The sequence below is a fragment of the Streptomyces sp. NPDC047017 genome (genome assembly GCF_040644175.1).
GTDB lineage: Bacteria > Actinomycetota > Actinomycetes > Streptomycetales > Streptomycetaceae > Streptomyces.
The window spans coordinates 1-22886 of the sequence record NZ_JBEYVW010000035.1 but is presented as its reverse complement, the minus strand read 5'-3'; the positions used below and the strand labels follow the sequence as shown (position 1 = coordinate 22886).

The 22886-nt window shown below is 69.9% G+C and carries 12 protein-coding genes and 4 pseudogenes; 6 read left to right on the top strand and 10 right to left on the bottom strand.

Annotated features, from left to right (window positions below; all coding sequences use genetic code 11):
• Nucleotides 1-314 precede the first annotated feature (314 nt).
• The 6 genes and pseudogenes from ABZ858_RS36180 to ABZ858_RS36155 form a co-directional block, all read right to left on the bottom strand.
• Nucleotides 315-620 (bottom strand): annotated as a pseudogene (locus tag ABZ858_RS36180) (FAD-dependent monooxygenase); the annotation flags it as partial.
• A 10-nt stretch (nucleotides 621-630) separates the two neighbouring features.
• A pseudogene (locus tag ABZ858_RS36175) lies at nucleotides 631-914 on the bottom strand (electron transfer flavoprotein subunit alpha/FixB family protein); the annotation flags it as partial.
• 17 nt (nucleotides 915-931) lie between these two features.
• Nucleotides 932-1549: pseudogene (locus tag ABZ858_RS36170) on the bottom strand (electron transfer flavoprotein subunit beta).
• A gap of 61 nt (nucleotides 1550-1610) precedes the next feature.
• Nucleotides 1611-3131 carry an aldehyde dehydrogenase gene (locus tag ABZ858_RS36165; protein ID WP_361388935.1) on the bottom strand — a complete coding sequence of 507 codons (1521 nt, stop codon included), beginning with the start codon at nucleotides 3129-3131 and terminating at the stop codon, nucleotides 1611-1613.
• 48 nt (nucleotides 3132-3179) lie between these two features.
• Nucleotides 3180-4532, bottom strand: a complete 1353-nt coding sequence (locus ABZ858_RS36160; RefSeq protein WP_361388932.1) for an MFS transporter — start codon at nucleotides 4530-4532, stop codon at nucleotides 3180-3182.
• Nucleotides 4529-5953 (bottom strand): FAD-binding protein, encoded by a 1425-nt coding sequence (locus tag ABZ858_RS36155; RefSeq protein ID WP_361388929.1) that lies wholly within the window; start codon nucleotides 5951-5953, stop codon nucleotides 4529-4531. The genes ABZ858_RS36160 and ABZ858_RS36155 overlap by 4 nt, the downstream gene beginning before the upstream one ends.
• Nucleotides 5954-6119: 166 nt before the next feature.
• Here ABZ858_RS36155 and ABZ858_RS36150 point away from each other — a divergent pair, with 166 nt between their 5' ends.
• Genes ABZ858_RS36150 through acnA form a run of 4 tightly spaced genes read left to right on the top strand, consistent with a single transcriptional unit; the run spans nucleotide 6120 to nucleotide 11600 of the window.
• Entirely contained in the window at nucleotides 6120-6899 is a 780-nt protein-coding gene (locus tag ABZ858_RS36150; RefSeq protein WP_361388926.1) for an IclR family transcriptional regulator, read from the top strand.
• The gene (locus ABZ858_RS36145; protein WP_361388923.1) at nucleotides 6896-8101 is read left to right on the top strand and encodes a CaiB/BaiF CoA-transferase family protein; all 1206 of its coding nucleotides are present in this window, start codon (nucleotides 6896-6898) and stop codon (nucleotides 8099-8101) included. The genes ABZ858_RS36150 and ABZ858_RS36145 overlap by 4 nt, the downstream gene beginning before the upstream one ends.
• Nucleotides 8098-8931 carry a citryl-CoA lyase gene (locus ABZ858_RS36140; RefSeq protein WP_361388920.1) on the top strand — a complete coding sequence of 278 codons (834 nt, stop codon included), beginning with the start codon at nucleotides 8098-8100 and terminating at the stop codon, nucleotides 8929-8931. Before ABZ858_RS36145 ends, ABZ858_RS36140 begins: the two co-directional genes overlap by 4 nt.
• Complete coding sequence (gene acnA / locus ABZ858_RS36135) at nucleotides 8928-11600, top strand: aconitate hydratase AcnA (protein ID WP_361388917.1); 2673 nt, start codon at nucleotides 8928-8930, stop codon at nucleotides 11598-11600. Before ABZ858_RS36140 ends, acnA begins: the two co-directional genes overlap by 4 nt.
• A gap of 332 nt (nucleotides 11601-11932) precedes the next feature.
• Here the strand turns inward: acnA and ABZ858_RS36130 are convergent, their stop codons facing one another.
• Nucleotides 11933-12859 (bottom strand): ribosome-inactivating family protein, encoded by a 927-nt coding sequence (locus tag ABZ858_RS36130; RefSeq protein WP_361388914.1) that lies wholly within the window; start codon nucleotides 12857-12859, stop codon nucleotides 11933-11935.
• Between the two features lie 727 nt (nucleotides 12860-13586).
• Between ABZ858_RS36130 and ABZ858_RS36125 the strand changes: the two genes are divergently transcribed.
• A complete protein-coding gene (locus ABZ858_RS36125; RefSeq protein ID WP_361388911.1) occupies nucleotides 13587-14033 on the top strand; it encodes a GNAT family N-acetyltransferase in 447 nt (148 codons plus the stop codon).
• A 514-nt stretch (nucleotides 14034-14547) separates the two neighbouring features.
• Here the strand turns inward: ABZ858_RS36125 and ABZ858_RS36120 are convergent.
• The 3 genes from ABZ858_RS36120 to ABZ858_RS36110 all read right to left on the bottom strand — a co-directional run bounded on the left by ABZ858_RS36120 (nucleotide 14548) and on the right by ABZ858_RS36110 (nucleotide 22101).
• Nucleotides 14548-15870 (bottom strand): hypothetical protein, encoded by a 1323-nt coding sequence (locus ABZ858_RS36120; RefSeq protein ID WP_361388908.1) that lies wholly within the window; start codon nucleotides 15868-15870, stop codon nucleotides 14548-14550.
• A 29-nt stretch (nucleotides 15871-15899) separates the two neighbouring features.
• Nucleotides 15900-20840 (bottom strand): ricin-type beta-trefoil lectin domain protein, encoded by a 4941-nt coding sequence (locus tag ABZ858_RS36115; protein WP_361388905.1) that lies wholly within the window; start codon nucleotides 20838-20840, stop codon nucleotides 15900-15902.
• 994 nt (nucleotides 20841-21834) lie between these two features.
• A complete protein-coding gene (locus ABZ858_RS36110; RefSeq protein ID WP_361388902.1) occupies nucleotides 21835-22101 on the bottom strand; it encodes a hypothetical protein in 267 nt (88 codons plus the stop codon).
• A 14-nt stretch (nucleotides 22102-22115) separates the two neighbouring features.
• On the opposite strand from ABZ858_RS36110, the pseudogene ABZ858_RS36105 reads away from it, so the two are divergent.
• A pseudogene (locus ABZ858_RS36105) lies at nucleotides 22116-22783 on the top strand (IS5 family transposase); the annotation flags it as partial.
• Nucleotides 22784-22886 lie beyond the last annotated feature (103 nt).

Here is a 22886-nt window from a genome sequence, read left to right as displayed (position 1 = left end):
GCCGAGATGCCCTGACCACCCCGCCCGCAAGGGCCCGAGACCTCCGAGCATGCGGAAGAGCTGGGCAGACCAGCGGACACCCCACGCCCGAACCCACAACTCGGCCACGGGCCACCCCGAACCAGCCGAAACGATCACTCCGAAATCGAGCCGGTGGTTCCGGGCTGAGTGGTCCTGTCCCGCGTTCAGCAACAGGCGTACCGGCGTCCAGTAGCGTCATCTGCCCGGACAGTTCGCGGCATGGAGATCGGGCTACGCACGGCATCGGTCATGCTTCCGACCTGACCGGTCAGACACGCCTGGCGACTCTGCCCGGTGATCATCTTGAGCATGGCCTGGACCGTGTTGTGCTCGGAGTCGATCCCTTGGACCTCGGCGCCGTTGAAGGTGACGGGCTCGGTGCCGCGGGCGAACGGGGCCTGTTCGTACCCGGGCAGTGCGGCCTCTACGTCGTCGGGGTGCGCAGCGAGGGCCTTGCCGTGTTCGGCGCCGTCGAGCATGGCCAGGTTGGCGCCTTCGCCGTTCGGGGCTTCGGGATGGGCTGCGTCGCCGAGCAGGGTCACACCCGGCGCCCGGTCCCAGCGATGCCCGGTCGGCAGGGTGTGGTGGAGGCGCAGAACAGCGGTGATGGATGCCCGAGACGGTGCGCGGCACCAGGCGGGCGGCGATCTCCCTGACCTCGGCGGAGGACGGGACCAGGACGGCGGCCGGGGAGACGGCCTCGGTATCTGCCTTGAGGGCGTCGGCCTCCGGTACGACCAGGCAGTCGGCGGCCCCGGCGGCCTCGTGGACCAGCACGCGGGTCGCGCCACCCGCACCGGCTCGGCGACTCGGCGGGCCGGCGTCAGCAGCTCCTGGATCGGTTTGCGGACGGCACCGTCCGCGTGGTCGACGTGGACGAGGACTTCAGCCATGACGTGGAACACGCCTCTCAGATGGGCTTCCGGACGGACAGGAACCCGGCGAGTTGCTTGCCACCCTCGCCTTCGTCCTTGACGACCGTGCCCGCGACGTGAGGCGGACGTTCGGCCGGTGACTCTGCGGCCGAACGGCTGCCTTCCAGGCCGACCTCGATGTCCAGGTCGGACAGGAACCAGGGCGGAAGCGGCTTCTTCTTGGCGGCCATGATCCCCTCGAAGGACGGGTAGCGTGCCTCGCCGGACCGGTCGGTCACCGACACGACTGCCGGCAGGGACGCCTCCAGCCGCTCCGTCGCCGCGTCGCTGCCGCACCGTCCCTCGACGCCATGCCGCTCAGCACCAGGCCGTACCCGGCTTTCTCGACCGCCTTCGCCAGTACCGGCGAAGTGCAGATGGCGCCGGAGCCGTGCAGGCCGTCGTCCTGCACGTGGATGGCGTTGTCCGCGCCCATCGACAGCGCCTTGCTCAGGGCAGCGGCCTTGGCTTCTTCTGGGCCGGCGGTCAGCTGGGCCGGCGGTCAGCACGGTGACTTCCACGTCGTCGCGGTCGATGGTCAGGTCGTCGGCGAAGTGCCGGTCGCCGGTGGCGTCGGGCACGTACTTCACAGTGACCGCGACTTTCAGGCTCACGCGGTCTTCCCTGCTCACTGGGCTCACTGGTCGGTGCTGGCGGAGCGGTGGATGGCGGTGGTCAGGCGCGGGGGTTGAAGGGGTCGGTGATGCGGTTGCCCAAGTCGATCCAGGCTGTCTTGACCTCCGTGTATTCATTGACGGCGTCCATGCCGTTCTCGCGGCCGAGGCCGCTTTCCCGGAAGCCGCCGAAGGGCGCGACGTAGTTGGTCTTGCGGTAGTTGTTGACCCAGACGGTTCCGGCGCGCAGTCGGCGCACCATGCGGTGGGCGCGGGCGACGTCCGTGGTCCAGACGCCGGCGGCCAGGCCGAAGGGGGTGTCGTTGGCGATCTCGACGGCGTGCGCCTCGTCGGTGAAGGGGATGAGTACGGCAACCGGGCCGAAGACCTCTTCGCGGGCGATGCGCATGTCGTTGGTGACGTCGCCGAAGACGGTGGGTTCGACGAAGAGGCCCTTGGCCAGGGCCGGGTCCTCGGGGCGCTTGCCGCCGGCCAGCAGGGTGGCGCCCTCGTCGCGGGCGATGGCGATGTAGTCGAGGACCTTGGTGTGCTGGGACTGGCAGGCGACGGTGCCCATCTCGGTGTCGGGGTCGAGGGGGTCGCCGATCTTGATCTGCTCGGTGCGTTCCACGAGGGCCGCGGCGAACATGTCGTAGATGTTCTGCTGCACCAGGACCCGGGAGCCCGCCATGCAGGTCTGTCCGGTGGCGGCGAAGACTCCGGCCAGGACGCCGTTGACCGCGTTGGGCAGGTCGGCGTCGGAGAAGATGATGTTCGGTGACTTGCCACCGAGTTCGAGGGACACGCGGGCGAGGCGTTCCGCGGCGGTCACCGCGATGGTCTTGCCGACCGCGGTCGAACCGGTGAAAGCGATCTTGTCCACTCCGGGGTGCCGGGCCAGGGCCGCTCCCGTGGCGCCTTCACCGGTCACGATGTTCACGACTCCGGCGGGGAAACCGGCTTCGGTGATCAGCTCGCCCAGGAGGAGGGTGGAGACCGGGGTGATCTCGGACGGCTTGATGACCATGGTGTTGCCGGCGGCCAGCGCGGGGCACAGCTTCCACAGCAGCAGGGCGAGCGGGCTGTTCCACGGGGTGATGGCCGCGACGACGCCGATGGGCTCGCGCACGGTGAAGACGTGCATGTCGGGGACGCTGCCGGCGAGGGTGTGGCCGTGCATGGTCTCGGCCACACCCGCGTAGAAGTAGCAGTGCCCGGCCAGGGCCCGGGTCTGGCCGGAGACCTCGCGGATGAGCTTGCCGTTCTCCAGGACCTGGACGCGCGCGAGGTCGTCGGCTCGTTCGGTGATCAGGTCGCCGAGGCGGCGCAGCAGCTGAGCCCTGCGGGCGGGGGTCGTGGCGGGCCAGGTGCCGTTGTCGAAGGCGGCTCGTGCCGCGCGGACGGCGGCGTCCACGTCGGCCTCACCGGCCAGGGGGACGTCGGCCCAGTGGGTGCCGTCGAAGGGGTTGACGGAGTCGAACCGCCGGCTGTCGGCGGCGTCGCGCCAGGTGCCGTCGATCAGCATCCGGTAGTGCTCGCGGTCTTCGGTGTCGGCTGCGGCGGGGGGCTGGGACGTCGTCATGGTGTGGCTCCGATCGTTGAGGAGGCGGGGCGGGAGGGTTCGTTCCGGTCAGACCGGGCTGCCGCTCTGCGGTGTGGCGCCGGCGGCAAGGGCGTTGCCGGCCGGGTCGTGGCCGTCGTGGTCCGGGGCCGTGCGGGTCATGGCCCGTACGGCGATCAGGGAGACGGCTCCCGCGACGATCGCCATGATGCCCAGGGGCCACCAGCGGGTGCCGTCCGGGCCGATGACGGCCTCGGCGATGAGTGGTGTGGGGGCGCTGAAGGCGAGACCGCCCAGGGCGTTGCTCAGCGAGGTACCGCTGTAGCGGACGCCGGAGTCGAAGAGCCCCGCGGTCATGCTGGAGATCACGGCGTAGGTGGTGGCGTGCGCGCCCACCATCATCAGGGTGACCGTCAAAGTCACCACCAGGGTGTCGCCCGAGTCGACCAGCCCGAAGAAGGGGTAGGCCGCGATGACGGTGAAGGCGACCCCCGCGGTGAACACCCGGTGGGCGCCGAACCGGTCGCTGAGGTGGGCGAAGAGCGGCAGGGCGAGCAGGTCGACGGTGGCGGCGAAGCTGACGATCAGCAGGGCCGTGGTGCGCTCGAAGCCCAGGGCGTCGGTGGCGTACGACAGGAAGAAGACGGAGATGACGTAGAAGATGACGTTCACCGATGCCTGCAGACCGGTTCCGATGAGCAGTTGCCTCCACGCCCGGGTGCACACGTCGCGCAGCGGCAGGCGGGAGGTGCCGCCGTCCTCCTTGAGCTGCTGGAAGTCGGCCGACTCTTCGACGCCGAGCCGGATGACGAGGCCGACCAGGACCAGGACGAAGCCCGCGAGGAAGGGCACGCGCCAGCCCCATGACAGCAGGCTGGACTCGGGGAGGGAGGTGACGGCCGACATCACGGCCGTCGACAGCACCAGTCCCAGGGGGCTGCCGAGCTGGGGGGCGGCGCCGTAGAGGCGGACCTTCGAGGCGGGGGCGTGCTCGACGGACATCAGGACCGCGCCGCCCCACTCGCCTCCCACGGCGGCACCTTGCACCAGACGCAGGACGATCAGCAGGACCGGTGCCCAGACGCCGATGGTGTCGTAGGTGGGGAGACAGCCGATCAGGCCGGTGGAGGTGCCCATGACTGCCAGAGTGGTCACCAGTGTGCTGCGGCGGCCGAGCCGGTCGCCGACGTGTCCGAAGACCGCGGCGCCGATCGGGCGGGCCAGGAAGGCGACTCCGAGGGTGGCGAAGGAGGCCAGCCGGGCGGAGTGTCCGTCGGCGGCGGGGAAGAACAGGTCCCCGAAGACGAGGGCGGCGGCGGTGCCGTAGATGAAGAAGTCGAACCACTCGATGGTGGTGCCGACGAGGCTGGCCAGCGCGGCCCGGCGTGCGGTCGACGCCCGTGCGGCGGAAGCAGTGCTCATCCTCGTGCTCCTTCGGACTGGGCGGAGAAGTCCGGCCGGCCGGCGGGGGTGCGGGCGGCGGCCTGCCGGCCGGCGATGCGGCCGAAGACCAGGGCGCGCAGGACGGAGGTGGCCCCGGGGTAGGAGTGGTGGTAGACGCCGGCGACCTCGCCGACGGCGTACAGGCCCGGGACGGGGGTGCCGTCCGCGGTGAGGACCCGGGCGTCGGCGTCGGTGCGCAGGCCGCCGAAGGTGAAGGTGATGGCGCAGGTGACCGGCCAGGCGACGTAGGGGGGCTCGTCGAGGGGGCGGGCCCAGTTGGACTTGGGGGGCTCCAGGCCGGTGGTGGCCGCCCCGTCGAGGCGGGTGGGGTCCAGGTCGCCGGGTCGGGCGGCGGCGTTGTAGGCGTCCACCGTCGCGCGCAGGGCGGCGGGGTCGATGTCGAGGCGGGCCGCGAGCGCTTCGAGGGTGGGCGCGGTCTCGGGGGCCTTGTCGGTGAGCACCGCGCGGCCGATGTCGTGCCGTACGAGCTTCTGGTCGGCGATGACGAAGGCGAACTGGTCGGCGTCGCGCCAGATCCGGTAGGCCACGTCCTCGAAGGTGTTGTCGGGGGTGTCGGCTCCCTCGTCGAGGAAGCGCCGGCCCCGGTGGTCGACGAGGATGCCGTAGGGGTAGACCATGACGAGCGCCTCGGCGCTGCGGGTGCGGGGGTCGACCGGTTCTCCGTGGAAGCGGTCGAACTGCCCGTCGGTGCCGGCTCCGGCCTCGATGCCCATGACGATGCCCTCGCCCTGGTTGGCCCGGCCGCCGGGGGTGATGGTCGGCAGGTCGGGGGTGTCCTGGCCCAGGTGCTGCCGCAGGAGTTGCCCGCTGCCCTCGAATCCACCGCAGGCCAGGACGACGGTGGGGGCCAGCCAGGCGCGCTCTCGGCCGCCGGCGTCCGTGCCCACGACCCCGTGGACGGTGCCGTCCTCGTCGCGGCGCAGGGCGGTGGCGGTCGCCTCGTACTCGATGGTGCCGCCGAGTTCTGCGACCCGGGCGCACAGCCGGTCGACGATGGCCCCGCCGCCTCCCGCGGGCATCAGGCGCGGCCCCTTGGAGGTGAGGAAGTAGGTGGGGCCGGAGATCATCTCGACGCCCTGGGCCTCCAGCCACTCCATGGTCGGTTTGGCGTGGGCGCCGAGCGTGCCGATGATCGCCTTGTCGGTCAGCCCGCGGCTCAGCTCGTGCATCCGCTCCTCGAAGTCGGGAGCCGGGGTGCCGTCCGGCTGGAGCCGGAAGAACGCGCCCGTCCAGGCCGTGTTGCCGCCACGGCGGTGCTGCGGGGCGCGTTCCAGTACGACCACCCGCGCGCCCGGCGCGGCTTCGAGGAACTGCACGGCGGTGGCCAGGCCACCGGCGCCGCAACCGACCACCACAAGCTCAACTTGGATTTCGTCCATGTCCCTGTCCTTGCCCGATGCATGTCCCGCGACTGCGAACCGCAGAGCGGTATGACGAAACCGTTTATCCGTCGCGACTCTGCGGTGGACATCGAAACACGGGCATCTGACCAACACAACCCATCAAGCGGTTTATTTGAACCGCACTACGGTTTACGATGTCGGGGTGAGCACACACGACAAGACCTCTGCGTCGGCCCGCACCGACGGGGTGCGCAGCGTCACCCGCGCCGCCGAGTTGCTGCAGCTCTTCGACGCCCACCACCCCACCCGCACCTTGCGTGAGCTGACGGAGCTGACCGGGCTGCCCAAGACCACGGCCGTCCGGCTGCTGACGACGCTGACCTCCCTCGGCCTCGTCGCCTCCCAGGGCGACACGGTCTACAGCCCGGGAGCCGGCTTCCTGCGCTGGGTCCGGCTCTCCCAGAGTCTGTGGGAGGTGAGCGCGCAGACCCGCGCCGTGCTGCGCGATCTGGTGGACGAGTGCGGCGAGACGGCCAACCTCTATGTCCGTCAGGACACCCACCGCGTCTGTATCGCGCAGGAGGAGGGCACGGCGACCGTCCGCAGTGTCGTGGAGGTGGGAGTGCCCATGTCGCTCACGACAGGCGCGGCGTCCAAAGTGCTCCTCGGCGGTGTCCCCGCCGCTCTGTTCGACGACCTCGCGGCGAAGGAGGGCCAGGTGGACATGGACGTGCTCAGACAGCAGGTGGCCGCCGTCAGCGAAACCGGCTACGCGGTGACGCACGGCGACCGCGAGTTGGGGGCGTCGGCCGTCGCCGCGCCGGTCCGTGCCAAGGACGGCCGGATCGTCGCCGCCCTCTCGGCCAGCGGTCCCACCTCCCGGTTCACCGCCGAACGCGTCGGCGCCTATCTGCCGGCCGTCACCCGGGCCGCCGCGCGCATCACTGACGTCGGTCTGGGAACCGTGGAGGCATTCCTGTGAGTGAAACCCTTCTCGGGGGCGTGCGCGTCCTCGACATGACCAACGTCCTGTCCGGCCCTTTCGCCGGCTACCAGCTCGCCCTCATGGGCGCCGACGTGATCAAGATCGAGGTTCCCGGCGCGGGCGACCTGGCCCGGCAGCTCGGCGCCGACCCCGAGCTGAGCGGCCGCAACCTGGGCGTGTCGTTCCTCGCCCAGAACGCCGGCAAACGCTCGGTGACGCTCAACCTCAAGCACGAGCAGGGCCGTGAGGTCTTCGCCCGGCTGGTCGCCGAGGCCGATGTCCTGCTGGAGAACTTCCGGCCCGGCGTCCTCGAACGCCTCGGGTTCGGCTGGGAGAGGCTGCGCGAGACCAACCCGCGCCTGGTCTACTGCGCCCTGTCCGGCTTCGGCGCGGACGGCCCGATGAGGAAGCGCCCCGCCTACGACCAGGTCATCCAGGGACTGTCCGGTGCCATGAGCGTCACCGGCACCCCGGAGACGGCACCGCTGCGCGTCGGCTACCCCATGTGCGACAGCATCGGCGGCACGGCCGCCGCCTTCGCCGTGGCCTCCGCACTGCTGCGGCAGCACCGCACCGGCCAGGGCGCCTACCTCGACGTCTCGATGCTGGACGCCACCCTGGCCTCCATGGGCTGGGTCGTCTCCGACTACCTGATCGCGGGCCGCGAGCCGACGCCCATGGGCAACGAGAACCGGACCTCCGCCCCCTCGGGCACCTTCGCGACATCCGACGGCCGGCTCAACATCGCCGCCAACAAACAGGAGCAGTTCGAGGCCCTGTGCACCGTACTGGAGCGGCCGGAACTCACCACCGACGCGCGGTTCGCCACCCGGGAGGCCCGCAAGGACAACCGCGACGTCCTGCGCAAGGAGCTGGAGAAGACCCTGCGGACGGAGCCCGCCGAGCACTGGGACCGGGTGCTGGTGCCGGCCGGGGTCCCCGCGGCGCCGGTACTGACCGTCCCGCAGGCCCTCGACTCACCCCAGGTCGTCCACCGGCGGCTCACCCACAAGGTGACCGCACCGGCACTGGAGGGCCGCGAACTCACCCTGCTGGGCAGCGCGGCCCACGTGGACGGCGAAAGTCTCGCCCCCTCCGGGCCGCCGCCCCGGCTCGGCGAACACACCGACGAGGTGCTGCACACCCTCGGCTACACCCCGGACGACATCGCCCGGCTGCGGGAGAACGGAGCCATATGAGCACGCAGGACATGACCACCGACCAGATCACCCAGTGGTGGACCACGGCGATCTCCGACATCCACCCCGGTGTCATCCGGCTGCGCGGATACCCCATCCAGCAGCTCGTCCAGCACGCCTCGTTCACCGACACGATCTGGCTCATGCTGCGCGGCCAGATGCCCGACCCCCGCCAGTCGGCTCTGCTGGAGCGGGCCCTGGTCGCCGCGGTCGACCACGGACCGCAAGCCCCCTCGATCGCCGCCGCCCGCATGGCGGCAACCTGCGGCGTCGGCCTCAACAGCGCCGTGGCGACCGGCGTGGGCCTCCTCGGCGATGTGCACGGCGGCGCCGGCCAGCAGTGCATGCGGGTCCTCGCCGACATCCGCGACCGCGTCGAGTACTCCGCGACCTCGCTCACCGACGCCGTCGCCGGCACCCTCGCCGAGATCCGCGCCGCCGGCCGCTACGTACCCGGCTTCGGCCACCGCTTCCACCCCCGCGACCCGCGCCGTGACCCGCTCATGGAACTGCTCGCGGACGCCGTGCACAACGGCGTCGCGGACGCGGCGTTCCAGGAGATCGGGCTGGAGATCGAACGGCAGCTCGCCGCGGGACGCGCCCGTCCCGTCCCCATGAACATCGACGGCGCGACCGCCATCATCTACAGCTCGCTGGGCTTCGCTCCCGAACTCGGCCGCGGTCTGTTCATCCTCTCCCGCTCCGTCGGCATCCTGGCCCACGCCTGGGAGGAGACGCAGGGCGGGCGGCGCATCAAGGGCCCCATCCCTCCGCCGCTGCTGGCCGCCTACCACGGCGCCGCTGAACGCGACGTGGCCACCGGCCGATGACGTACCCGTCTGCCGGACACCGGCCACCGCGCCCGCACAGCGGCCTCCGTGTTTCCCTCCCCGGCTTCGACGGCATCGAGTTCGTGAGCCTGCCGGCGGCCGAGGCGGCCGGCGCCGGGCCCCTCTCCCGTCTGCCCTATTCGATGCGTGTCCTGGCCGAGCACGTACTGCGGCAGACCACGGACGGCCGCGCCGCCACCGCGAACGTCGCCGCACTCGTCCGCGGAGACCCGGAGCCGGCCACCGTACCGTTCCTCCCGCGTCGCATCCTGATGCAGGACGCCTCCGGGCTGCCCGTCCTCGCCGACCTGATCGCCCTGCGGGCGGCCGTCCGCGCACGCGGCGGGGATCCGCGGCACGTACGGCCCCGCCTCCCGATGGACCTCGTGGTGGACCACGCCGTCGAGGTGGACCACTGGGGCACGCCCCGGGCCGCCGCACAGAACCTGGCCCTGGAGCTGGAACGCCACCGGGACCGCTACCGGTTCCTGCGCTGGGCCCGGACACGGCTGACGGGCCTGCGTGTCTTCCCGCCGGGAGCCGGCATCTGCCACCAGCTCAACCTGGAGCAGCTCGCCGAGGTCGTCTCGGTCACCACCGACGACCGCGGCCGCCGCCTTGCCGGATTCGACTCCGTCCTGGGCACCGACAGCCACACCACCATGATCAACGCGCTGTCGGTGTTCGGCTGGGGGGTCGGCGGCATCGAGGCGACCGGCGCCGTTCTGGGCGAGCCCATCGCCCTGAAGGCGCCCGAAGTCCTCGGCCTGCGCCTGACCGGCGGCCTGCGGCCAGGGGTGCTGGCCACGGACGTGGCACTGTCCCTCACCGCCGTACTGCGTGAACACGGGGTGGTGCAGAAGATCGTCGAGTTCTGCGGCCCCGGGCTGCACCGGCTGACCGTGCCGGACCGCGCCACTGTCTCCAACATGGCACCCGAGTACGGCGCGACCATGGCTTTCTTCCCGGCCGACGAGGCGACGCTCGCCTACCTCACCGCCACCGGCCGTACCGACGAACACGTCGCCCTGGTACGGGCCTACCTCCAGGCCCAAGGAATGCTGCGCACTCCTGACTCACCCGAACCCGACTTCGACGACGTCATCGAATTCGACCTCTCCACCGTGCGCGCGACCGTCGCCGGACCCCATCGCCCGAACCAGAGACTGACACTCGCCCAAGTCCCGGCCTCCTTCCCCGCGCCGTCGCCCGCCGCCGCTCCGGCGGCCGTCCGGCCCGCGGGCCGCGCACCGGCCGACGGCGACGTCGTGATCGCCTCCATCACCAGCTGCACCAACACCTCCAACCCCCGCGCACTCGTCGCCGCCGGCCTGCTGGCCCGCAACGCGGTCCTCGAAGGGCTGACGACCGCCCCCTGGGTCAAGACCTCCTTCGCCCCCGGCTCCCGCACCGCAGGTGAACTGCTCACCGCCACCGGCCTCCAGAACTCCCTGGACCAGCTCGGATTCCACGTCGTCGGCCACGGCTGCACCACCTGCATGGGCAACTCCGGCCCCCTCGACCCGGCCCTGGAACAGTCCGTACGGCAACAGGATCTCCAGGTCGCCGCCGTCATCTCCGGCAACCGGAACTTCGAGGGCAGGATCCACCCCTCGGTGAAGCTGGGCTATCTCGCCTCGCCTCCCCTCGTCGTGGCCTTCGCCCTCGCCGGCACCGTCGCGGCCGACCTGGAGACGGCACCGATCGGCCGGAGCGCGGACGGCCGCGAGGTGCGCCTGGCCGACCTGTGGCCCAGCGACGCGGAGATAGACGAGGTCATCGCCCTGGCCACCGCGCACCGCTCCCCTGAAGATTTGGAACGCACCGGACCGTCCCCGTGGGACAACATCGAGTACCCCACCACCGAGGACTACGACTGGGACACCGAGGAGGGGCTCATCCGCCGGCCGCCCTTCCTCGACGACTCCCTCACCCTCCCCCAGATCACCGGCGACATCCACGGCGCACGTCCCCTTCTGCTGCTCGGTGACGCCGTCACCACCGACCACATCTCCCCCGTCTCCCGGATCACCACCGGCTCCGAAGCAGGCAGGTGGCTCGGCGAACGGGGCGTGCCCGCGAGCCGGTTCGCCAGCTTCAGCGCGCGGCGCCTCAACCATGATGTGATGGTCCGCGGCGCGTTCGCCAACCCCCGCCTGCGCAACCTCCTCGTCGACACCGAGGGCGGCATCACCCGGCTGTTCCCGGACGGCACCGTCCATCCGGTGTGCACAGCCGCCGCCCTCTACGCCGAGCGGCAGGAGCCCGTGGTCGTCGTCGCCGGGGAGGGTTACGGCGCCGGATCGGCCCGTGACTGGGCCGCCAAGGCCACCCGCCTCCTCGGGGTACGCGCCGTCATAGCCCGCGGCTTCGAACGCATCCACCGCACCAACCTCACCGCCCTCGGCGTCCTTCCCCTCCATCTCCCCCCGGATGTGGTGCTCGACCTGAGCGGAGAGGAGACGTTCGACCTGATCGGAGCGCAGGACGCCCTGCGACCGGGCGGTCGCGCCACCCTCCGCGTCCACCGGGACGGCCGGCTCCGTACCGAGGTCACCGTGCACAGCAGCGTGATGACCGAGGAGGAGACCGGGTGGCTGCGCCACGGCGGCCTGCTCCCGAAGATCCTGGCACACGCCATGGAGGCGGGAACCGCGACGGAAGCGTGATGCCGTCCGCCGGCCCGGCGGCACCCCGCCGTACAGGACGACGAGGACCGGGCCGAGCAAGGCTACGGCCTTGCTCGGCCCGGGTGTGGACGTGCCGCCGGGAGGGGTGCGGGAGCGGTCCGGTCGCCCACGGACCGTGCGCGCCGAGATCCCGAAGGCACGTGCACGGGATGCACGGGGATCACGGACCAGGGCGGCCACGGGGACGCCCTGCGAGAGCAGGACAGCCAGATCGCCATCGCGTCTCTATGAGTGCCGGGCACGGGCAGGGTCGGGGACGGGCGCGGTGGCTGCGCCTCCGGCTTCCCGTCCCCGACCCTGCCGAGTACGGCCTAAAGCTCGGTGTGGTTCCAGTCGCCGGACTGGCCCTCCTGGGGCAGGTTCAGGTTTCCGATCAGGAGCGCCAGGTAGCGGGCCACGCTGTTCCAGTCGGTGAGCCGGCCTACGCCGGTGATGTCGACCGGAGCGGTATTGGGGTTCTGCGAGACGCTGTAGGCGAAGGACGACATATGAGCCCAGCTGTTCTCCAGGTACTGCTGCTGGAGCGGCAGCCCATCCACACCGTTCCCCACGGTGAGGGCCAGGCCGGTGCCGTACACGTCGTTGAACCGCGCGGCCTCGGAGGTCACCTGGATGAGGAACATCAGGGAACGGGCTGCCGCTTGCTGGTTCCCTCCGGTGGTGAACGTGGCCAGGTTGTCGACCGATCCGGTGAAGTCCGCGTAGTGCATCGGCATGTTCTCGCGCCCTCGGCCGGCACGCTGGGTCATCGAGTTGTAGTTGCTGCCGAAGTTGAGTGAGCGTCCCATCCCGGCTTGCAGGACGCCGAGGCTGTCCATCAGGTTGACCAGGGAGAAGTCGCCGTCGTTGAACTGCCAGGTGACGTCGTTCGCTGCCGTGAAGCCGCGGAGGTACAGGTCACCGGGCGTGAACCAGAGGGTGACGGTGTTGCCGGAGGGACTGGTGAGTCTCATCCGGATGAGGGCGTTGCCGACGGTCTGGGTGACGCCGACGTTGCCCCGGAAGCCGTGGCCGGCCGCGCTGCGCAGGCTGGCGATCAGCTGGCTGTACTGGCCCTGCTGACTGGGGCTGGCGGTCGGGCCCAGATTCATATAGACATCGCTGACCTTGCCGTAACCCGTGTCCGCGTAGGCGGGCGAACTGCCACTGGCCAGCGTTCCGGTGAGAGTCAGCGCGAGGGTGAGGGCGGCTGGAGCGACCGCACGCAGGACATGGCGGCGGATCAGGGCTGTGCGCATGGGAACTCCTCGAGATCCGCGGGGTGGTGGGCGCAGATGCCGAAACTAGCACCGCGCATTCGGTCCGGTTTTGCTGGTGGTGCTCGGCCCTTCGCTGTCCGCGCACCGCGGTTCGGGTGGTCCAGTGGCCCGTCTGCCGGGCCCGGTCGGGAAGGCCGCTCTGTCGGCCGTCGGCAGGCCGTGGGGTGTCCCGCCCGGGGGGTGAGTCACCACCGCGTCCGTGGTGACCGGCGGGGCTCGTGCCTGGAAAGCTCTCCTTGTGTCGCGGCGGGCCCTCGGCGGTGATCGCCGGGTCATCGGTACCCGGACGATGACCTGCGGTCCGACCACGCCGATGCTGTCCATCGGCCTCTTCCGCCCTGGGGGAACAAGGAGGCTGTCGGTCACCGACGTGGTGTCGGAGTATCCCTTGGCGGCCGCCCAGCCGTCCGGGCAGATCACCTTGCGGTTGGCGTCCGGGTCACGTCCCCTCCGCGCGAGCGGAGGTGAGCTTTCGAATGAAGATTCAATGGCCTCAGAACTCCCAGGGTGTGGCCCGGAGTTACGACAGGCGCGCGCATCTTCCATGGCACCGGTACCGGGCACCGTCGCCTCCATCCGGCTCTGACTTCGCCTGTGACCTGCCGGACTGGCCCCGGCCCGGCACGGTCACCTCCAGTCCTGACCTGCGTTTCCCCGAATGGGTTCGCCAGCTGACGCGAACGGCAGACACCGATTTGCTGGGCCTATGAACGACCTTCGTGTCCAAGCGGTGGACGACGACGCCTCGATCCGCGACTGGAAGTACGTCCGCAACCTGATCGTCTCCGGCGACGTGCTGTCACTCGACGAGGTCCGTGCCCGCACCGGCCGCAACCACATGGAAGTCGCCTACCTCGGTGACGTCCTGATCGGCTGCACCGCCGTGCGCCCGCCCGCCAAGGACAACGGCACCACCGCGACGGTCATCGCCCGCGTTCTGCCCGAGCATCGCCACCGCGGCATCGGCACTCAACTCTACGAGCGCGCCTTGGGCCAGGCCCGCGCGCTGGACCCTCAAGTGAGCGAGACCGTGGTGCTGGCGTCCCATCCGGACGGGCTGCGCTTCGCCGAACAGCATGGCTTCGTTGAGCTCGAACGCTATCTGCTGCGCGAGGGCGACACCATGCCCTGGATCGTCCTGCGTCTGAGCTGACCCGCCGAACAGGCCGTACACCCTGGACGACACCGTCCAGCAGAGCCTGCGCGAGACCGGAGCTCTGCGTGTGCCGCTGCCGCCGCGTCACGATGATCAGCGTCCAGACCTGGCGAGACACCGTCGAGCTTCCCGGCCCCGGAACAGGGGCAGTCACCGCGTTCGCCGGACCCGTCACACACGCGCACATCACGGCTGCACTCGACACAATGGGCGGCCGACTCAGTCCTGTGACACTGCACCAGCCGCCTGGACAACTGGCTGTGCAGGTCGAGGGTCGGGTGTCACGTTCTCCTTCCGGACCGAGGCAGGCTCCGAGCCTCTCTGGACAGTGTCGGCCACTGGAGCAACACCCACGAGTGCGCCCTCCCGCCAGCCGGCGCACCAGATGACGGCCTCGGCGCATGAAGAAGCCGGAACCACGACATCCGTGAGGTGGCTACCCGTCTGGCCGGTACGGATATGAGGTCCGCAGAAGCCACGGTCACCGCTCTCCGCTACGACACAGGGGGACTCAGCTTCCCGTCCGGGGCCACTCGACGAGTTGCTCGATCTCGTCGACGTGGTGTTCCCCGTAGCCGAACCGTTCACCGAGCGCCAGGTACCGCCCGTACTGCTCCCGTGTGACCGGCGCGGAGAGCGGACGCAGTACCCGTAGGAACAGCCGAAAGCCGAGGTCGGGATCGACACGATCCACGACCTGTTCCAGCGCGGCCATCACGTGGACGGCCGGAAGCGGCTGCCAGCGGGGGCTGATGGCCTTGTCCGTCACCGCGGGTGCCGTCTCCCGGATCTCCCGCAATACCGCCGTGGCCGCCGAATCCGTCCGTGCTGACGGAACGGCGGGAGTGTGCGTGTGAGCGGGGGCGACCTCGCTCAAGCGTTCCCTGCACACGTCCGTGACCGACTGCAGCCAAACGCGCCCGTCTATGCGCAAGGCCGCGTCCGACGCGGCGACCCACAACATGGTGAGGGTGGCGTCGGACAGCGGGGAGTGCAGCAGGCGTTGCGCGTCCTCCAGCAGGAGGGCTGCCGCCGTGCCGGGGGACTGCCTGGGTTCGTCCGTGTCGGCCGCCCGGTGGATCTCTCTTCGGGCCGTGTCGGGGCACCAATCCTGGTGGGCGTTTCCGGCGAGCCCTGAGAGCCCGAAGTCCCAGGAGGTGTCGCGGTGTGTGGTGTCGATGGGGGGCCAGTCGATGGCGAGGCCGTCGCGGACGACTGCGACGGGGTAGCCGAGCCGCTCGCCCAGGTCGAGGAAGCGGTCGTAGCGCTCCTTCGGGAGCCGGACGGAATACGCCTTCAGGGCCCGCAGGAAGAGCCTGAAGCCGACATCCGCGTCGGCCGACGTGACGACCTGTTCCAGGTCCGGAGCGATGTCCGGCAGCCTGGTGACGGCCGTCAGGTCTTCAGCCAGCCCGCGAATCTGAGTCACGACCGCCCGGCACAGGTCTTCGTCCCGTACCGGCTTCACCGGTGGCGGGAGGTAGGACCGCTTGTTCTGCCGGAGGCGGTCCGTGGCCAGGTCCGAGAGCGACTGCAGCCAGGTACGGGTGTCCTGTCCGGGGCCGGCCGGATCGAAGATCCGGCCGGCCGCAGCGAGCCACACCCCGTGAAGGACTTGCTCCGGCAACGGAGCATGCAGCAGTCGTCGGGTGTCCTCCCCGAGTTCCACGGCTTCGTCTCCCTCGGAACCGTCCGCCAGATGCGCCGCAACCGCGAGCGCGGCCGCCCGATCGACGGGGCGGCGGTTTTGACAGCACAGTTGCTCCGTCAGGCCGGTGAGCCCGAAATCATCGGAGTAACCCAGCTCGACATATGCGGGACGTTCCTGCGGCATGAACCATTTCCTTCAAAGGGCGTGAGCGTCTACTTCGGGTAGGCAGTCTTGACTACGAATCCATATCGTCCCTGCCCGTTGTGGCCCTTGACCTTCATCAAGATCACCACAACTTCGTTGCCGGCATTGTCGATCGTCCTGCCGTCCGGGTGGTACCTCTTGCCCAGAGACGGATAGGCATCCCACGTGCCGGTGATGGCCGGGTACTGCTCACCGTCCCTGGCCTTCGCCGCCCAGTTCTGGAACTTTTTCCACTTCTCTTGGTCGAGAACCTTCTGGCCGCTGGCGGTTCGCTTGCTGAAGTAGTCGCCCACCACCCGGTCAACGGCTTGCTGGGCTACGTCCTGGTTCGTCCAGATGGTATTCGGCTGGCCCTTCTTGCTGGCGAGGCGGAACGCCTCTGCCGCGTCCGGCCTCACGTGGTCTTTCAGAGTGTGGATCTCCGAACTGTATTTTTCCAGCGCCTTGAGGTCCTCGTCCCCCAGGTTCAGACAGTTGTGGACCATCACGTCCGCTGCCCCGGGCCCCTCACTACGCACGTAGAACGTGTGAAGGTCATCGACGGTGAGGTCGTACACCTGACGCGGCGCGAGGCCCGACCGGTCACGCACGCCGGTGACGGTACGGAAGGTACCGTCCGAGCTGAGCAGCCGGTCACGGGGGCGCAGTTCGGCGGCGAGTACCCAGCCCCGGTCGCTGGTGCGCATCTTGTGTCCGGCCGTGGTGTCCAGGCTGCTGCCGCCGGCCAGGGCGATGGTAACCAAACGTTCCGTGCGGTGCCGGAACGTATCGGTGATGGGCTCGGCTTGCAGCCGTCCGGTAGCGGGATCGGCGGCCATGACCCGGTCGCCCTCCCGTACGTCGCGGATCGCCCTACGGGTGCCGTCGGCCATGAGGACCAGAGTGTCGCCAGGGAAGCTGTTGACCCTGCATGTCGTGATGACGTCCTCGTAGGCGTTGACCCCCATTTCAATCTTGGTCAGCGTCGCCGGATCCACGTCCAGGACCTTCAGCGCCTTGAACGCATCGGCTACTCCGGCCCCGGTCTTCAACGCGGCGTCCAGGACACGGATCCCCTCAGCCATCTTCTCGAACGCTGCGCCGGGAATGAAGTTGCTCGCGGCCCAGGCACAGGCACTGACGCTTCCGTGCCAGCAGTTGACGAAGTCCTCGACCAGGACTGCCTTCAGGATCTGGTAGACGACGGTCTGCTTGATGAGATCCAGCTTGCTGAAGTAGTGGGTGACATCATTCTTCAAGCCGGTGAACGTCTGCCTTTTCAGGAACAGCGTGTCCGGTGAGGGGCAGCCTGATGACGTTGCCGGCACGTCGGGATCGACGCACAGGTAGAAGTCCACCGTGGCATTGAACGTCACCGTGAACGACACGGTGCAGCCCTCGAAGCCGATTTCGATCTCGCAAGGATTCTGCTGCTTCGCGTCGGTGACTTCGACACTGTCCTCGTCGACCACATAGAAGGTGCCGCCCACCCCGGTGCCGGCACCTGCGGAGACCTGCTGGTTGGCGAACTCCTGTTCGGTGCGGCTGGCTGCTTCTTGGGCTTCCTTGGCGTACTTGTCGGCGTCCTTGGCGGCCTGTTCCGCCTCGGTTGCTGCCGCGGCTGCGCGGTCGGCGGCTGCGCGGGCGTCCTTGGCTGACTGTTCGGCCTGGGCGGCTGCGGTGCGGGCGGCTGATGCGTCGAGTTCGGCCTGGTCGGCGGAGTCGCGGGCGTCCTTCGCGTAGCCTTCGGCGCGGCCGGCTGCCTGGTCGGCGGCTGCGGCGTCCGCGGTGGCCTGCTGGTCGTAGGCGACGGTGCGGGCCAGGGAGGCGGCTGCCTTGGACGCGGCGGTGGCCGCCTGGGCGGCGTAGCCGAGGGCTTCCTTGGCGTAGGTGCGGGCGGTGGCGGCGTAGGCGGCGGCGTTGGCCGCGTGCTGGTACGCCTCCTTCGCGTCACCCTGTGCCTTCTCGGCAAGGGCCTTTGCCGCGTCCGCTTCCGCCTGGGCGTTCTTGGCGTGGGCGTCGGCGACCGCCTGCTGCTGTTCGGCGATCGTCTTCGAGCCCTGGGCCGTCAGGACGACGAGGCCGGCGGCGGAGTCGGTGGTGACGTAGGGGGAGCCGAGCTGGATCGCGTCGTTGGCGGGGTCGGCGACCTGTTCGGCGGCGTGTCCGGCGTCGACGGCGGCCTGGGCGGTGACGTGGGCGAAACCGGCGGCCTTGGCGGAGGCGGCCAGGGCCTTGCCCGCTTCCGTGCCGGCCTGGTCGGCCTGCGTTGTGGCGTCCCTGGCGTGGGCCTCGGCCTCGTCGGCGAGCTTGACCGCGGTCCTGGCCTCGTCTGCGGCGTCCTTGGAGGCCTGGATGGCGTCGGCTGCGGCGCTGGTGGCGGTGCTCACCGCGGCGTCCGCCTTCAGCTTGGCCGCCTGCGCGGCGTCCGCGTCCGAGCGGGCGCGTTCGGCGGCTGCCTCGGCCCGGGTGGCGGCGGCGTCCGCGTCCGCCGCGGCCTGCGTGGCGGCGTCCGCTTCCGTGCGGGCCTTGGCCGCGGCGGCCTCGGCGTCGTCCGCGTGCCGGTCGGCCTCGTCGGCGGCGCTGCGGGCGGCGGTCGCCGCGTCACCGGCGTCCAGGGAGACGGCGTAGGCGTCCTTGGCGTCCGCCTTGGCGCGCGCGGCATCCGCCTTCTGTTCGGCGTCCCAGGCGTCGTCGCGTCTGGCCCTGGCACTGTCGCGGGCCTTGACCGCGTCGTCGCGCCGGCTCTCGGCAGTGGCCTCGGCCGCCTCGGCCTTGGACTGGGCGTCCTTGGCCGCGGCCGCCTGCGTCTGGGCGTTCTTCTTGTGACCGGCGGCTTCGGCCTGCCTGGCCGCGGCGGTCTCCTTCTCCGCCCTGGCCGTCTTCTCCTCGGCCTCGGCCGCCAGCCGCTTGGCGTGCGCGTCGGCGGCGGCCGCCCTCGCATCGCCCTCGGCCTTCACCGCGACGACCAGTTCCGCCTCCGCGGTCTCCTTGTCCTTCTTGGCGTTGTCCCGGTGCAGCTTGGCGGCGTCGGCCGCCGCCTTCGCCTGCTCCTCGGCCGCCTTCGCCGCCTCCTTGCGGAACTCGGCCTTCGACTGCGCGGCCTGCGCCAGCGCGCGCTGCGCGATCGTCTGGCTGTCACCGGCGGAGGCACGGGTGGCGGCCTCGGCCGTCTCACCGGCCTTCACCATCGCCGCCAGCGAAGCGACAGCACCCCTGGTGACCTGCGCCTTCTGCTGACCGACCAGCAGACCACGGCCCCGCGGCGCGCCATTGGCGTCCGCGACCGTATAGGCGGCCTGGAGCGCGGTGTCCGAGTCGGTCGCGGCCTTCTGGGCGGCAGTCAGCTGCGTCTTGACCACGGCGAGCTGCTTCTTCGCCTCCGCCTGCGCAGCGGTGACGGCCGCCTTGGCCTTGTCCACGTCGGCCTTCGCCGGCGCGCTGCCGGTATGCGTCTTGACGACGACCTTGAACTTCTGCGCGCTGGAGCCGTTGCACGCTGCCAGCACGGCGTCTTTGCTGTTGTCGAAGCCCGGCAGATGCAGGCACTTGCCCGACGCCACGTTGCGCAGCGTGCCGGGGTTATGGACGTCGAACGCCCAGAACTGCGCCTTGCTGGTGGCGCAGTCCCGGATCTGGATCTTCGCTCCGTCGGCGGCGCTCGCTCCCGCGACGTCCAGGCACTTCAGAGACGAATTGGGGTTCATGAGGCGGTAGCCGCCGTTCTCCGACCCCCACAGCTGCCACTTCTGGGCAGCGCCGCCGTTGCAGGTGTAGACCTGCACAGGCGTGCCGTTCGTCTTGCCGCCGCCCGCGACGTCAAGGCACTTGCCCGCGGCCCCTGGCACCTGGATCTCCAACTGGCCGTCGCCGATCCAGTTGAAGCCGCCCTCGGTGTAATAGTCCAGCCAGCGGGTGGAGTAGTCCGCGATCCACGACTGACCGAGCACTTTGCCCAGGGCGAACGTGCCCTCCTGCAGTGCCTTCGTGGCGGTGACGTTGGCGGTGAGTACCTTCTGGCGCTGCGCGGCTTGCGAGGTGATCTCCTGCTGCCACTCGGCTGATGCCTGCGCCACCTCCTTGCCCAGTACCCGGTCAGGATCGATCGGGTCATGCCATGCACACGCCGCGAAGCGGGCCTTCAGATCCTCGACCGCGACGCGGAATTCCGGTGTGTCCGGAGCCGGCGCCGTGCGGGGGAATCCTCCTGCGGAGAGGAAGATGCGGGCGTCATCGGCGAACACGCGAGGGATGAACAACTGGTTGGGTTCGATCTTCCCGGAGTTCTTCTTCCACAGCGCCCACGCCTGCTGCTCCTGCGGTGTCCCACCAGTGAGGTACAGCTGGTCACCGATCGCGAGGGCTGCGGCCTTGGCCTTCTCGTCAGCGGTGGGCGACGGGTCGTAGTACGGGGCGGGGTACAGCAGGTTTATCGACTTGAAGTACGACTGCCACAGCCACGGGAGCAACCCGGTCTGGTCGTAGATCTTGTCTGCCCCGGCCGGCTGCCCCGGATAGGAATCCAGGCCCCTGACGGTGTCGGACCACGCTCTCCCCTGGTCCTCGGCCTTTTTGATCCACTGGTCGCTGTATGTCTCGTCCGCGGTGTATGCCTGATGAAGCGGGTCGTTGGTGTCGTAGAGATCCCGCCGGAATTTCACGTGGAGCTGATCGGGAGGCTGCCCGAGAGCACCTTGCGCCAAGGCAAACATGTTCGGGCCGCCCTTGCGGAGGGCATCGGCAGCCACGCACTGGTCCTCGCGCAACTGCTCGGCACCCTTGGCGTCGTACCCGTCGTAGCTGTCGGCCACTGCACTGGCATTCGTGACCGCCCCGCTGAGCAGGTCCGGCCGTGCCGCCAGCGTGGCCAGCACCGCCAGCGCGAGGACAAGCGGCAGGAGGCGCGCGATGTGCCGTGGTCTTCGCAGCACACGTATGAGAAAGCCTGGTCTGGACTTCAAGGACGGCATCCCTCTTCGGAAGCGGGCAGGCAGGGGCGCCCGCCCGCAGGGCCCGAAGACACCGGACACCAGCGACGTGAAGCGGCGATCCCCCCGACCGCGCATGGACTGAACCGGCACGCCCGTCACGGACAGGTCAGGTCCGCCAGGCGCGGCCGACACCATAGGCAGACCCCCGCCACACCCGACAAGATCACTCCCGGGAGGTGTGGCCGGAACCGTCGAACCCACGTCTGCGCTGAAACAAGGCAGAAACTGTGTGCCACCTGTGAAGCATGACCACGCGAGCCAGGCAAGGATTCCGTAAAGTTGGCTGGATAGGCACCACTCCTCAGCGGCGGTCACTAGCTCGATCGGGACTCTTGCAGGGGTGGGTGACACCTGATCCGACTCGCTGAGAAGCGGGCTGGAAGGATGCCGCAATGCCCAAGCCGTGCCCGATGGAGGCACACCGGGCCGGCGCCCTGTTCGACGCGCATTACGACGACCCTGGATTCAGCCACCGCTTCCTTGCCGACGAGGCCCGCACCGCGAGCGAGGCGATGGCGGCGCGCACCGCCTGGCGGATCCGCCGGGGAACCGTCGGTGGAGCACCTTCGGCAGTCACGCGCCGATGGCCGGCGATAGCGTCAGTTCGTGCTGGGTGACGGTGTCCTTCGGCGTGGAGCGGAGGCGCGCCCCGACGTCGGTCCCGAATGCGCGGAAGGAGCGGCGGCTGACCTGTGGAAACGGTCCCCGCCCGCTCTGTCCGGCGGGCCCGGCGACGACCAGGAGGCCGGGGCGCGTCGCGGCGAGTGCCCTCGGCTCCGACGTACTGTTCGGCCGTGAACGAGGACGGGTTCGAGGTGGACGAGGGCGAGTTGAGCGCCTCACACACCACCCTGGTGTGTATCGTCCGCGAGTCCGCACGAGGGTGGCCCGAATGCCCGCCCCACGCGACTGCTGTGCTCGTCTTTCCCGCCGACGAGGAAGGGGAAGAGGAAGCGCGCACGCCTCGCGACGCCTACGGCGCCGCGTGGGACGAGGCGTTCGCCGCCGGGCAGGCGGTTCTCACGCTGATCGCGGAGCTCAGGCACCGGGACCAGAAGCTGGTCGTCATGACGCTGGGCGCGACCGTGGCCGGCAACCGCCTCTTCTGCAGCGAGCGGAACAGCAGCACATGCCACCCCGAGCCGAGCACGGACATCGAGCCGCTGGAGGCGACCGGATCGCCCGAGCAACTGGGCAGGATCGCCGCCGACTGGTTCGAGGAGATCGCCAGCCGTTCCATGATCGAGCTGGACCGTAAACGGATGTGCCTGGCGGGCCTTGCCGCCATGCTTCGGGATATCGAAGTCGACGGCCCACCGCAGGCTTCTAATCTGGTCCAGAGCCGGTGTCTGGGGTCGGCTCCACGAGGAGATCCTGCACCGCCTGGACGACGCCGGCCTCATCGACCTCTCGCGGGCCGTGCTCGACTCTGCGCACGTGAGAGCTAAAAAGGGGGCGAACTCACAGGTCCGAGCCCCGTGGACCGGGGCAAGCCGGGTTCCAGGATGCACGTCCTGTCGGACGCGAACGGACTGCCCCTCCTCGTCGGCCTCTCCGCGGCCAACGTCCACGACAGCCTCCCGCTGAAGCCCATGATCACCGGTCACCAAACGAGACACGACCCCCACCGAGGTCGGTACTTCAAACCCCAGCGCCTGCATGCGGACAAGGCGTACGACGTCCTTCACCTGCGGCGATGGCTCTGGGGCAAGCACATCGGGGTGCGCATCGCCCGCAAGGGAGTCGAGTCCAGCGAACGCTTAGGCCGCCGCAGATGGGTCATCGAGCGGACCATGTCCTGGCTGACCGGCTACCGCAGACTCAACCACCGCTACGAACGACAACCCCGCAACTACCTGGCCTTTCTCGGCCCCGCCGCAGCCCTCTGCTGCTACAAACGACTCGCTCGCCTCACCACATAGGACACGGTCTAACGAGTTGGTGCGTGATAGCGGGTGAGTGTCGTGCCAGGTGGATGGCATGATCCCGCTGTGGCGATCAAGGTCAATCGGGCGGTGTTGGCGC